General features: G+C 73.9%; 9 protein-coding genes. 8 read left to right on the forward strand and 1 reads right to left on the reverse strand.

The features are described 5' to 3' along the window. The first annotated feature begins 62 nt into the window (after nt 1-62). The 8 genes from ABZ562_RS08845 (at nt 63) to ABZ562_RS08880 (ending at nt 12,055) form a co-directional block, all read left to right on the forward strand. Nucleotides 63-1,190 carry an AAA family ATPase gene (locus ABZ562_RS08845; protein ID WP_361475725.1) on the forward strand — a complete coding sequence of 376 codons (1,128 nt, stop codon included), beginning with the start codon at nt 63-65 and terminating at the stop codon, nt 1,188-1,190. A 14-nt stretch (nt 1,191-1,204) separates the two neighbouring features. After that, nucleotides 1,205-3,610 (forward strand): DUF5682 family protein, encoded by a 2,406-nt coding sequence (locus ABZ562_RS08850; RefSeq protein WP_361476011.1) that lies wholly within the window; start codon nt 1,205-1,207, stop codon nt 3,608-3,610. Further along, entirely contained in the window at nt 3,607-4,866 is a 1,260-nt protein-coding gene (locus tag ABZ562_RS08855; protein ID WP_361475727.1) for a VWA domain-containing protein, read from the forward strand. Before ABZ562_RS08850 ends, ABZ562_RS08855 begins: the two co-directional genes overlap by 4 nt. A 143-nt stretch (nt 4,867-5,009) precedes the next feature. Then, the gene (locus ABZ562_RS08860; protein ID WP_361475729.1) at nt 5,010-5,960 is read left to right on the forward strand and encodes a hypothetical protein; all 951 of its coding nucleotides are present in this window, start codon (nt 5,010-5,012) and stop codon (nt 5,958-5,960) included. A gap of 98 nt (nt 5,961-6,058) precedes the next feature. Next, complete coding sequence (locus ABZ562_RS08865; protein WP_361475731.1) at nt 6,059-7,597, forward strand: hypothetical protein; 1,539 nt, start codon at nt 6,059-6,061, stop codon at nt 7,595-7,597. A gap of 334 nt (nt 7,598-7,931) precedes the next feature. After that, a complete protein-coding gene (gene sucC, locus ABZ562_RS08870; protein ID WP_361475733.1) occupies nt 7,932-9,104 on the forward strand; it encodes an ADP-forming succinate--CoA ligase subunit beta in 1,173 nt (390 codons plus the stop codon). A gap of 21 nt (nt 9,105-9,125) precedes the next feature. Next, nucleotides 9,126-10,010: a succinate--CoA ligase subunit alpha gene (gene sucD / locus ABZ562_RS08875; RefSeq protein WP_055546781.1), complete on the forward strand. Its 885-nt coding sequence runs from the start codon at nt 9,126-9,128 to the stop codon at nt 10,008-10,010. A 191-nt stretch (nt 10,011-10,201) separates the two neighbouring features. Next, nucleotides 10,202-12,055, forward strand: a complete 1,854-nt coding sequence (locus tag ABZ562_RS08880) for a DUF6350 family protein (protein ID WP_361475735.1) — start codon at nt 10,202-10,204, stop codon at nt 12,053-12,055. Between the two features lie 99 nt (nt 12,056-12,154). On the opposite strand, the gene ABZ562_RS08885 is transcribed toward ABZ562_RS08880, so the two are convergent. Continuing rightward, nucleotides 12,155-13,066, reverse strand: a complete 912-nt coding sequence (locus ABZ562_RS08885; protein ID WP_361475737.1) for a hypothetical protein — start codon at nt 13,064-13,066, stop codon at nt 12,155-12,157. Between the last annotated feature and the right edge of the window lie 26 nt (nt 13,067-13,092).

A 13,092-nucleotide genomic window follows, 5' to 3' on the forward strand; every position in this document is an offset into this window, starting at 1 on the left:
ACGAGCAAACGAGCCGTGGGGGAGCTGTGACCGTCACTGTGTCCGGAACCAATTCACCTGAGATGACCCAGATTTCCGAGGGCGACGGAGCGGGCAAGGCCGCCGAGGCCGCCGAGGTCCTCCGCCCGCACGCCGAGGACGCCTTCGCCGACGAGCTGAGCGCGCTGGCCGCCGCCGACGACCGCCCGCGCCCGGCCCGCTGGCGGCTGTCGCCGTGGGCCGTCGCCACGTATCTGCTCGGCGGCACGCTGCCGGACGGCACCGTGATCACACCCAAGTACGTGGGTCCGCGCCGCATCGTCGAGGTCGCCGTCACCACGCTCGCCACCGACCGCGCCCTGCTGCTGCTCGGCGTCCCCGGCACGGCCAAGACCTGGGTCTCGGAGCATCTGGCGGCGGCGGTCAGCGGCGATTCGACGCTGCTGGTCCAGGGCACGGCCGGGACGCCCGAGGAAGCCATTCGCTACGGCTGGGACTATGCCCGGCTCCTCGCCCACGGCCCCAGCCGCGACGCGCTCGTCCCGAGCCCCGTGATGCGGGCGATGGCGGACGGCATGACCGCGCGCGTGGAGGAGCTGACGCGCATCCCGGCCGATGTGCAGGACACCCTGATCACCGTCCTGTCCGAGAAGATCCTGCCCATTCCCGAGCTGGGGGAGGAGGTCCAGGCGGTCCGCGGCTTCAATCTCATCGCCACCGCCAACGACCGCGACCGCGGCGTCAACGAGCTGTCCAGCGCGCTGCGCCGCCGTTTCAACACGGTGGTGCTGCCGCTGCCCGCCACTCCGGAGGACGAGGTCGACATCGTCGCCCGCCGCGTCGCCCAGATCGGCCGCTCGCTGGACCTTCCCGAGGCCCCGGCGGGCGTGGACGAGATCCGCCGCGTCGTCACGGTCTTCCGCGAGCTGCGCGAAGGGGTGACCGGGGACGGCCGTACGAAGCTCAAGTCGCCCTCCGGCACCCTGTCGACGGCGGAGGCCATCTCCGTGGTGACGAACGGGCTGGCGCTCGCCGCCCACTTCGGCGACGGCGTGCTGAGGGCCGGTGACGTGGCGGCGGGCATCCTGGGCGCGGTCGTCCGCGACCCGGCGGCCGACCGCGTCATCTGGCAGGAGTACCTGGAGGCGGTCGTCCGCGAGCGCGACGGGTGGAAGGACTTCTACCGCGCGTGCCGAGAGGTGAGCGCGTGACGGCTGCGGAGCTGGTGGCGACACCCGGAGGCGGCGGGGCCGCGGGAGCCGTCGTGCCGGAGTGGCCGCTGTTGCTGGGGGTGCGGCACCACGGCCCCGGGTCGGCGCGGGCCGTGCGGGCGGCGCTCGACGAGTGCGAGCCCGGCGTCGTGCTCATCGAGGGCCCGCCGGAGGCGGACGCGCTGGTGCACCTCGCCGCCGACGAGGGCATGCGCCCGCCGGTGGCGCTGCTCGCGCATGTGGCGAACGACCCGGGGCGCGCCGGGTTCTGGCCGATGGCCGGGTTCTCGCCGGAGTGGGCGGCGATCCAGTGGGCGCTGGCCCGCGATGTGCCCGTGCGGTTCATCGACCTCCCGGCCGCGCACTCCCTGGCCATGGCGGCGAAGGACGATGCCCGTCAAGCGGGCGATCCGGCCGGACCTGCCGCCGGACCGGCCGAGCGGGTGCGCGTCGATCCGCTCGCCGTCCTCGCCGAGACGGCCGGGTACGAGGACCCGGAGCGCTGGTGGGAGGACGTCGTCGAGCACCGCGGCGCCGGCGGGACCGCGGCGTTCGCCGCCGTCGCCGAGGCCATGGGGGAGCTGCGGTCCGCGTACGGGCACGGCGGGCACGGGGACGACGCCGTCCGGGAGGCCCATATGCGGGTGCGGATGCACGCGGCGCGGCGGGAGTTCGGGGAGGCGGTCGCCGTCGTGTGCGGGGCCTGGCACGTACCGGCGCTGGCCGCCCGCCCCACGGTGACCGCCGACCGGCAGCTGCTCAAGGGGCTGCCGAAGGTCAAGGCCGAGATCAGCTGGGTGCCCTGGACACACCGCAGGCTGGCACGGCACAGCGGCTACGGGGCGGGGATCGCCTCGCCCGGCTGGTACAGCCATCTCTTCCACGCCCCGGACCGGCCCCTGGAGCGCTGGCTGACCAAGGTCGCCGGGCTGCTCCGGGACGAGGACTTCGCGGTGTCGTCCGCGCATGTCATCGAGGCCGTGCGGCTCGCCGAAACGCTCGCAGCGCTGCGCGGCCGCCCGCTCGCCGGGCTCGCCGAGACCACCGATGCCGTGCGGGCCGTCATGTGCGAGGGCTCGGACGTGCCGCTCGCGCTGGTGCGGGACCGGCTCGTGGTCGGGGACGTGCTGGGCGAGGTCCCCGCGTCGGCCCCCGCCGTACCGCTCCAGCGGGATCTGCGGAGCACCCAGCGTTCGCTGCGGCTGGCGCCCGAGGCCGTGGAGCGGGAGCTGGAGCTGGATCTGCGCAAGGACATGGACGCGGCGCGCAGCCGGCTGCTGCACCGGCTTCGGCTGCTGGGGATCGGCTGGGGCACCCCGGCGGCCTCGCGCGGCAGCACCGGCACGTTCCGCGAGACCTGGCGGCTGCGCTGGGAGCCGGAGCTGTCGGTGCGGGTCGCGGAGGCGGGGGTGTGGGGCACCACCGTGCTGTCGGCGGCCACCGCCAGGGCCGAGTCCGAGGCGCTGGGCGCCACGGCCCTCGCCGAGGTCACCGAGCTGGCCGAGCGCTGTCTGCTGGCGGCGCTCCCCGACGCCCTCCCCGTGGTGATGCGCGCGCTCGCCGACCGCGCCGCGCTCGACGCCGACGTGGGCCACCTCGCGCAGGCGCTGCCCGCCCTGGTGCGGTCCGTGCGGTACGGGGACGTGCGCGGCACCGACACGGCGGCGCTCGGCGAGGTCGCCACGGGCCTGGCCGAGCGGATCCTGGTGGGGCTGCCGCCCGCCTGTGTGGGGCTCGACGCGGACGGCGCCGCCGACATGCTCCGCCACCTGGAGGCCGTGCACCGGGCGGTCGGCCTCCTGCCGGAGCCCACCCCGAGCGAGCCGTCGGCCGATGACTCGCTGCGGGCGCGCTGGGCGGCCGTGCTGCGCGTCATCGCCGGGCGGGAGGGCACCCCCGCCACCCCGGGGCTGCTCCGCGGCCGGGCCGCGCGCCTGCTGCTGGACGACGGGCGGCTCGCCGAGGACGAGGCGGCCCGGCTCATGCGGCTCGCGCTCTCGCCCGGCACCGCACCACCCGAAGCGGCCTCCTGGATCGAGGGGTTCATCGGCGGCGGCGCGGGCGGCGGCCCGCTGCTCGTCCACGACGAACGGCTGCTCGGCCTGATCGACGGCTGGCTCACCTCCGTACCCGCCGGGGCGTTCACGGACGTCCTGCCGCTGCTGCGGCGCACCTTCTCCGCGTACGACACGGGCGTCCGCCGCACCCTGGGCGAGCTGGTCCGGCGCGGCCCCGGGCCCGCGGCCGGTGAGCCGGGCGCCGTGGGCGGCGAGGCGGCGCCCGCGGCGCCCGGCTTCGGCCCCGGGCTCGACGCGGACCGCGCGGCCGCCGTCGTACCGACGGTGCGGCTGCTGCTCGGCCTGGACCCTGACCCTGACCCTCGCCCTGGCCCCGACGACACCGCGGAGGCGGCCCGATGACGGAAGACCCGGAGATCACCCCGGACATCACCCCGGACATCAACGCGGACACCGGTACGGACGCGGGGGACGAGCGGCTGCGGCGCTGGCGGCTGGTGCTCGGCGGGCAGGGCGGCGACGGCACCGGCCGCTCCCTGAACGGGACCGACGCCGCCATGGACCGCACGCTCGAAGCGCTCTACGGTTCCGGCGGCGGCGAGGACGGCCCCGCGGCTCCGGGCGGAGGCAGCGGCGGCCCGCCGGGCGGCGGCGCCTCACGGCCGGCCGGGCTCGGCGGCTCCGCGCCCCACATGGCGCGCTGGCTCGGCGACATCCGTACGTACTTCCCGGCCTCCGTCGTCCAGGTCATGCAGCGTGACGCCATCGACCGGCTCGGCCTGTCGGCGCTGCTGCTGGAGCCCGAGATGCTGGAGGCCGTGGAGGCGGACGTGCACCTGGTGGGCACCCTGCTCTCGCTCAACCAGGCGATGCCGGAGACCACCAGGACCACGGCCCGTGCCGTCGTCCGCAAGGTCGTCGAGGAGCTGGAGAAGCGGCTCGCGACCCGCACCCGCGCGACCCTCACCGGCGCGCTGGACCGCTCGGCCCGGGTCGGCCGCCCCCGCCACCGGGACATCGACTGGGACCGCACCATCCGCGCCAACCTCAAGAACTACCTCCCCGAGCACCGCACGGTGGTTCCCGAGCGGCTGGTGGGTTACGGGCGGGCGGCGCGCGGGGTGAAGAAGGACGTCATCCTGTGCGTCGACCAGTCGGGGTCGATGGCCGCGTCCGTGGTGTACGCCTCCGTCTTCGGCGCCGTGCTCGCCTCGATGCGGTCGATCGCCACCCGGCTCGTCGTCTTCGACACCGCCGTCGTGGACCTGACCGACGAGCTGGACGATCCGGTGGACGTCCTGTTCGGCACCCGGCTCGGCGGCGGCACCGACATCAACCGCGCGCTCGCGTACTGCCAGGAGCGGATCACCCGGCCCGCGGACACCGTCGTCGTGCTGATCAGCGACCTCTACGAGGGCGGCATACGCGACGAGATGCTGGGCCGGATCGCCGCGATGAAGGCGTCCGGGGTGCGGTTCGTGGCGCTGCTCGCGCTGTCCGACGAGGGGGCGCCGAGTTACGACCGGGAGCACGCGGCGGCCCTCGCCGCGCTCGGCGCACCCGCCTTCGCCTGCACCCCCGATCTCTTCCCGGAGGTGATGGCGGCGGCGATCGAGCGGCGCCAACTGCCGATACCGGACATGGCGATGCATCAGTGACCATCAGCGGCCCAGGGCTTGCGCGGCCCCCTGTGGGTCATGCAAGGATCACTCCCGTCGCCAGGACGTGAATGTGACCGTCCGCTTGGCGCCTCGCCTGATGTCCGTACCAGGGAAGGTCCCCCTTGTCTGCCGTGTTCGCTGTGCCTGCCGCTGTGCGCCTGCCGCGCACCGTGGCCGCGCGGCGGGCGCTGACGGCGGCGCTGTTCCTCGGGGGCTTCCTGGCACTCGCGTTCCTCTTCGGTGGCAGCGCCCACGCGGCGGAAAAGGAAGGCCTCGCAGGATCGGTGACGGGCCACCAGGTCCAGACATCGGACCTGCTCGGCTCCTCGTCCGCCGCTGAGACCTCCGCCACGGAGAACGCCGAGAAGGACAGCGCCGAGAAGGACAGCGCCGGGAAGGCCGACACCACCGCGAAGCCGGTGGCGAAGCACCTCCCGGCCAAGACGGCCAAGACGGCCAAGACGGCCAGGACCGCGGACACCGCGGCGCGCAAGGCGGTGCACACCGCCACCGACACCGTCCGCAAGACGGTGGAACCGGTGCGCGAGCCGGTCGAGCGGCAGGTCACCGACCCCGTCGATGACCTGGTCGAGAACGCCACGGGCACGAAACTTCCGGTGCGGCTGTCCGAGGTCGGCGACGCGAGTGTCGGCGCCCTGGGCCACGCCTCCGGTGCCCACGGTGCCGCGCCGGGCCACGGCCCGGTGGCCAACGGCACCGACGAGAACCCCCCGTCGCCGCACCCGGCCCGGCCCGCCGCGGCCCCGCTGGGGCCCGACACGGCGGCCTCGGCCGCCACCGCGCCGCGCACCGCCGGCTCCCACGACCACGGTCATGGCACCGTCGTCCGGGCGGCCGACGGCGCGGACCAGGGCGAGGGCGCCCCGGCGCCGCTGCCCGTTCCGCGGTCCCCCCTCGGGACCGTCACCCAGTGCACCGGCGACAGCGGCGCTCCCCGTGGCGGGAACACCCACGCCGCTCTGCCGCCGTCCGGCGCCGCGCACTTCGGGCTCGCGCCCGGCGCGGTCCGTGCGGACAGCTCGGCGCCGACGCGCGAGCGGTACAACGAAGTCCTCGAATTCCCCGGCTAGGGCAGACCACCCCCCGTCTGCACAAGACCTGCCGCGCGGGGGCGGGTCAGGTCTGCCCGTTCGCTCACTCCTCTTGAATTCGAAGGACTTCCTCCACCATGCGCAACAACGTTCGCCGCTCCATCCTCGTCGCCGCCGCCGCCACCGGTATCTGGGCCCTCGGCTCCGCCGCCGCCAACGCCGCCGAGACCCCGAGCGTCCCCTCCACCGACGGCGTCACCAGCACGGTGGGCGGCGTCACGCAGAAGGTCACCGACACGACCCGCAAGGTCACCGAGACCACCGACAAGGTCACGGACACGACCGGCAAGGTCACCGACACGGTTGACGGTGCGACCGGCGATGTGGCCGACACGTCCAAGGTGAACGACACCGCGAAGAAGACGGTGGACGGCGTGACCGGGACCGTCAACGACACCGTCGACGGTGCCGCCAAGGGCCGGCTGCCGGACGTCTCCAAGACCACCCGCGACGTGACCGGTGGCGCGCTCGACGGCGTGACCCGTGACGCCAAGCCGGGCAAGGTCGTCAAGAAGGCGCACCACGCCGTGAAGTCCGTCCAGAAGGCCGCCGACGTCGACCTGCCCACCGGCGAGGTTCCCGGCGTCGTTCCGCACCTGCCCGGTCTCGGCTCGCTGCCGGTCGACGGCTCCTCGCTGCCCGCCGCCCAGGTGCCGACCATCAAGGGCGCCCCCGCCGAGGTGCCCGCCCAGCTTCCGGCCGCCCCGAAGCTGCCCGCCGCTCCCGGCGCCGCCGACAACCTGCTCGCCTCCCTCTCCGGCGCGGGCGTCCGCCCGGAGGAGCTGGCCGGCAAGGCCAAGGGCACCGTGGGCATCGCCAAGCCGGTCGTGAACGGCGTCGCCGACGACGTGCTGCCGCCCGTCGTGAACCGCGTCGTGGTCCGGGTCGTCCCCGTCGCGCAGGGCACCCTGGACGACGCGGGCGTGCTGGCCGGTGACGCCGCGGGCAAGACCGTTCCGTACGTCGGCTACGTGGTCGGCAGCGCGCAGGGCTACACGCTGGGCACCGCCAGCAACGTGCTCCCGTTCGCGCAGGACACCGTCGCCAACGCCGTGCCGTTCGTGCAGGGCACCGTGGCCAACGCCGTGCCGGTCGTCCAGAACACCGTGAACAACACGGTTCCGTTCGCCGCCGACCTGGCCACCACCACCGTTCCGTTCGCGCTGGACCTGACCGGTTCCGTGGCCACGAACGCGCAGGGCACCGCGGTGAACACCGTGGCCCGTGTGCAGAGCCTGCTCCCGGTGGCCCCGGTCGACCTGACCGACGCCGCCAACATCCCGGCGCTCCCGGCCCTGCCGCAGGCCCCGGCGCAGCTCCCGACCGACCTGCCGAACGTTCCGGCTGACCTGCCGCAGGTCCCGGCCCAGCTGCCCACCGACCTGCCGCAGGTTCCGGCCCAGCTGCCGACCGACCTGCCGAACGTCCCGGGCCAGCTCCCGACCGACGTGCCGAACGTTCCGGCTGACCTGCCGCAGGTTCCGGCCCAGCTGCCGACCGACCTCCCGCAGGTCCCGGCCACCCTGCCGACCGACCTGCCCACCGTCCCGGCGCAGCTCCCGGCCGACCTGCCCACCAACCTGCCGGGCGCCGCGGGCACCCTCCCGGCCGTCTGATGACGCAGGCCGCATAACCGCCGCGTACGGCGGCGCCGAATCCGCCGTACGCAGCCGCTTCATCTGATCGCGGGCAGTCCTCGTTGGGGAGGGGACTGCCCGCTTTCGGTTGCGAGATAGGTGGGTACGGTCGCGATCTGTGACCGTAATCACCGCTCCAGTGTGATCTGCGATTTAGGGGCACAGGTCTCGCGGTTATAACCTGCGAGACGGACATGCCGCGTACCCGGCGCACGTGTGCCGCCCTCGTTATAGATCGCGTCCTCACGCTGGCCACCGCGGCACGCCCGCGCTGATAACGACCGCGATATCCATGGAAAAGGGACGGACGCGCGTGGACCTGTTCGAGTACCAGGCGAGGGACCTCTTCGCCAAGCACGGTGTACCGGTGCTGGCCGGTGAAGTCATCGACACGCCTGAGGCGGCGCGCGAGGTGGCCGAGCGACTGGGCGGCCGCGCGGTCGTCAAGGCGCAGGTCAAGGTCGGTGGCCGCGGCAAGGCGGGCGGCGTCAAGCTGGCCTCCGACCCGGCCGACGCCGTCGAGAAGGCGACCCAGATCCTGGGTATGGACATCAAGGGCCACACGGTCCACAAGGTGATGCTCGCCCAGACCGCGGACATCAAGGAGGAGTACTACGTCTCCTTCCTGCTGGACCGCACCAACCGCACCTTCCTCGCCATGGCCTCCGTCGAGGGCGGCGTGGAGATCGAGGTCGTCGCGGAGCAGAACCCCGACGCGCTCGCCAAGATCCCGGTGGACGCGATCGAGGGTGTGACCCCCGAGAAGGCCGCCGAGATCGTCGCCGCCGCGAAGTTCCCGGCCGAGATCGCCGACCAGGTGGCGGAGGTCCTCCAGAAGCTGTGGACCGTCTTCATCAAGGAAGACGCCCTGCTCGTCGAGGTCAACCCGCTCGTCAAGACCGGTGACGGCAAGATCATCGCGCTGGACGGCAAGGTGACGCTGGACGCCAACGCCGAGTTCCGCCAGCCGGAGCACGCGGCGCTCGAGGACAAGGCCGCGGCCAACCCCCTCGAGGCGGCCGCCAAGGCCAAGGGCCTCAACTACGTCAAGCTCGACGGCGAGGTCGGCATCATCGGCAACGGCGCGGGTCTGGTCATGTCGACCCTCGACGTCGTCGCGTACGCCGGTGAGAACCACGGCAACGTGAAGCCCGCCAACTTCCTCGACATCGGTGGCGGCGCCTCCGCCGAGGTGATGGCCAACGGTCTTGAGATCATCCTCGGCGACCCGGACGTCAAGTCCGTCTTCGTCAACGTCTTCGGCGGGATCACCGCCTGCGACGCCGTCGCCAACGGCATCGTCCAGGCCCTGGAGCTGCTGAAGTCCAAGGGCGAGGACGTCAGCAAGCCGCTCGTCGTGCGTCTCGACGGCAACAACGCGGAGCTGGGTCGCAAGATCCTCACCGACGCCAACCACCCGCTCGTTCAGCAGGTGGACACCATGGACGGCGCGGCCGAGCGTGCCGCCGAGCTGGCTGCGAAGTAAGGGACGAGGTCACCAGAAACCATGGCTATCTTCCTCACCAAGGAAAGCAAGGTCATCGTCCAGGGGATGACCGGGTCCGAGGGGCAGAAGCACACCCGTCGGATGCTCGCCTCGGGCACCAACATCGTCGGTGGCGTGAACCCGCGCAAGGCCGGCACCAGCGTTGACTTCGACGGCACCGAGGTTCCGGTCTTCGGCTCGGTCAAGGAGGCCATCGAGGCCACCGGCGCCGACGTCACGGTCATCTTCGTCCCGGAGAAGTTCACCAAGAGCGCGGTCATCGAGGCGATCGACGCCGAGATCCCGCTCGCCGTGGTGATCACCGAGGGCATCGCCGTGCACGACTCGGCGAACTTCTGGGCCTACGCCGGTCAGAAGGGCAACAAGACCCGCATCATCGGCCCGAACTGCCCGGGTCTGATCACGCCGGGGCAGTCGAACGCGGGCATCATCCCGGCCGACATCACCAAGCCCGGCCGGATCGGTCTGGTGTCGAAGTCCGGCACGCTGACCTACCAGATGATGTACGAGCTGCGGGACATCGGCTTCTCGTCCTGCGTCGGCATCGGCGGTGACCCGGTCATCGGCACCACCCACATCGACGCGCTGGCCGCCTTCGAGGCCGACCCCGACACCGACCTGATCGTGATGATCGGCGAGATCGGCGGCGACGCCGAGGAGCGGGCCGCGGACTTCATCAAGGCCAACGTCACCAAGCCGGTCGTCGGCTACGTGGCGGGCTTCACCGCGCCCGAGGGCAAGACCATGGGCCACGCCGGTGCGATCGTGTCCGGTTCCTCCGGCACCGCCCAGGCGAAGAAGGAGGCCCTGGAGGCCGCGGGCGTGAAGGTCGGCAAGACGCCGACCGAGACCGCCGGTCTGGCGCGCGCCGCGCTGGCCGGCTGACGCCACCGCCTCACGCAGGCGCGGGCCCGTACCCCCGGATGGGTGGTACGGGCCCGCGCCTTTTTCGCTCCCGGGCGGCTTCCGTGGCCGTGGGACGCCGCTCCACAAAAGGTACATAAGCCGATTAGGCCCGACACGCGACCAATCGCTTGATGTACGGATGAAACGACTGTTATTGGCAGCATGGGCCCGTGACCCAAACGACCGATCGCAGTCCATCGGTGTCCTCACGCGGCAGCGCCGGGCTCCAGCACCCCTCCGTCGCCAGGGAAGCGTTCCTCGGCGGCGTGGTGGCCGCGGGGCTCGGGCTGGGCACGCTCGCCGTCGTCGTCCTGCTGCTGTGGATCACCTCATCGTCCCCTGAGAGCAGCCCCGACGGGGCGCTGCACATCGCCGCCGACCTATGGCTCCTCGGGCACGGCGCCGACCTCGTACGGACCGAGACGCTGGCCGGGCATCCGGCGCCCGTCGGGCTGACCCCGCTGCTCATCAGCGCGCTGCCCTGCTGGCTGCTCTACCGCGCCGCGCAGCACGCGGTCTACCAGGGCCAGGCGGAGGAGGCCGAGGGGCAGTGGGTGCCCGAGGACTCCGTCGTCGACCCCCGTATCACCTTCGGCTGGGTGACGGGCGGCTATCTGCTCGTCGGCACGGCGGCCGTGGTGTACGCCACGGCCGGGCCGCTGCGCATCGACCCGCTCAGCGCCGCGTGGCATCTGCCACTCGTCGCGGCGGCCGTCGCCGCCCTCGGCGTATGGGTCGCCGACGGCCGGTTCCCGGTACGGCTGCCCGCGCGGGCGAAGGCGGCGCTGGACCGGATCCCCGGCGCCCCCCGGCTGGCGGCGGGCGTCGTCACCTGCGCGTCGTGGCTGCGCGGAAGCTGGTGCCGACGGCGGCGGCTGCTCGCCGCGTGCCGCGCCGGCGCCAGCGGGCTCCTGGTGCTGCTCGGCAGCGGCGCCCTGCTCACCGCGGTCTCGATGCTGAGCCACACCGGCTCCGTACAGCTGGCGTTCCTCCAGCTCAGCAACGTATGGCAGGGCCGCTTCGCGGTGCTGCTGATCAGCCTGGCGCTGCTGCCGAACGCCATCGTGTGGGGCGCGGCGTACGGCATCGGCGCCGGTTTCACGGCCGGCGGCGGCAATGTGGTCGCCCCGCTCGGCGTCACCTCCTACCCCCAGCTGCCGCACTTCCCCCTGGTCTCGGCGCTGCCCGCGGAGGGCCCGCACTGGCCGCTGAACTGGCTGGTCGGGGCCCTGGCGGGGGCGTCGGTGGCGTGGCTGACGGCGGTCGCGGCGGCCCGGCGGCCCGGCAGGGGCGCGCCCCTGCCCGCGTGGGGCTGGGGCGAGACCGCGGTGCTGGCGGCGCTCGCGGCGATCGGCTGCGCGGCCGTGATGGCGCTGCTGGCCGCCGTATCGGGCGGGCCGCTGGGCGTGGGCATCCTCGCCGACCTCGGCCCCGACTGGTGGCGCACCGGCACGGCCACGCTCATCTGGACCGGGTCGATCGCGGTGCCCGGCGCGCTGGTGGTGCGCTGGGTGCGGCTGTACGTCCCCTCCCGGTCGACCTGGGCGGAGTGGAAGGCGGCCCGCGCGGCGAAGGCCCGGGCCCGGGCGGAGGCGCGGGCGAAGCAGCGAGCGGCCCACGAGGAGGCGCTGGCCCGGGTGGCGCTGGAGCCGAAGCCGAAGCCGGAGCCGCAGGCCGAGCCGATCGACCTGCGGAAGGCCATGGCCGAGCCCTGGTGGCAGTGGCTGAAGCCGGGCCCGCGCCGGGGCGGCAAGCGGAAGCGCCGGCCGGAGCGCGCCCCGGACCCGGCGACGAGCCCGGGTCTCGGCTCCGGGGTCGGCACCGGCATGGGGGCGGGCACCATGGCCGACTTCATGGGCGGCATGGTGGGCGCGACCGGATCGATGGGGCCGATGGGCCCGATGGGTCAGCTGGGTCCGATGGGCCCGGTGAGCCCGGTGAGCCCGGTGAGCCCGGTGAGCCCGGTGGACCCGCGGACGCCGCCCCCGCACCGGAAGCCGGACGGTCCGGAGGAGACCTCGTAGGCCGAGCCGCCGTGAGCCGGGGCGCCGCACCCAGTCCGGGGCGGCGCCCCGCGGCGCGCTGTCGGTGTGCTGCGCTGCGCTGTGCTGTGCGTCGGTGCGCTATTCGCCGGTGCTCAGGAGGGGCCGCAGCTCCTTGGGCAGCTCGGTCTCGCAGGCGTGCCGCGAGGTCTGGGTGAGGGCGTCGTTCACACAGGTGTAGTAGTCCTTGTAGACGATCTGGAAGCTGAACGTCGCCGCCACGATGGCGAGCGCGAGCCCGCCCGTCACCAGACCACTGATCGCCGCCGTCGACTGCGGCTTCGACGAGCCGGAGCCGGGCGCGGGCAGCCGGGCCGGAGTGGCGCCGGGCGGCGGGGGCGGGGCGCCCCGCGGGGCGTTCGCCGAGCCGCCGGTCACCGCGGCGGACGAGGCCGTGGCGGTACGGCGCGGCTTGGCCCGGAGCGAGCTGATGCCCCAGTACAGGGCGAGCACGCCGAGCAGCAGCGCGATCTGCGCCAGGCTGAACAGGGCGAAGAAGAACGCCCACATGCCCGCCAGCAGTGCGTACCGGGCGCGCCGCTGGGCCGGGTCGGTGGGGTCCCAGCCGCGCGGACCGGCCGGTCCGCCGCCCTGGCCGCCGGGGCCGGGCGGGCGGTTGCCGCCGGCGCCGGGGCCGCTGCCGAAGCCGCCGCTCTGGCGGCCGGGCTGGCGGCTGCTCCACTGGCTGCCCCAGGCCGGGGGCTGCTGCCGCTGATCGTCCTGGGAGCCCCGCCCGGCGCCGTTGTCCTCGCCGTCTCCGCTCCTGCCGTCATTGCCGTCGTCGGGCCGGTGCCGGGGCTGCCAGGGCTGGTCCGGCCTGCCCTCGGGCGGCGGCGCGAACGGATTGTCCTCGTGCCGTTCCTCGCCGTGCCGGTCCCCGGGGCCGTGCTGGTCCCCGGGCGAGGCGGAGGAGGACGAGGGGGACGAGGAGGACGACGGTGACTGCTGCTCGCGCAGCAGCGGCGTCGTACGCGACGTGCGGGCGCGCCTCATCGCCGCCCCCCGGTGCGAGTGGGGGT

The sequence above is a fragment of the Streptomyces sp. NPDC019937 genome (assembly GCF_040631655.1).
Classification (GTDB): Bacteria; Actinomycetota; Actinomycetes; order Streptomycetales; family Streptomycetaceae; genus Streptomyces.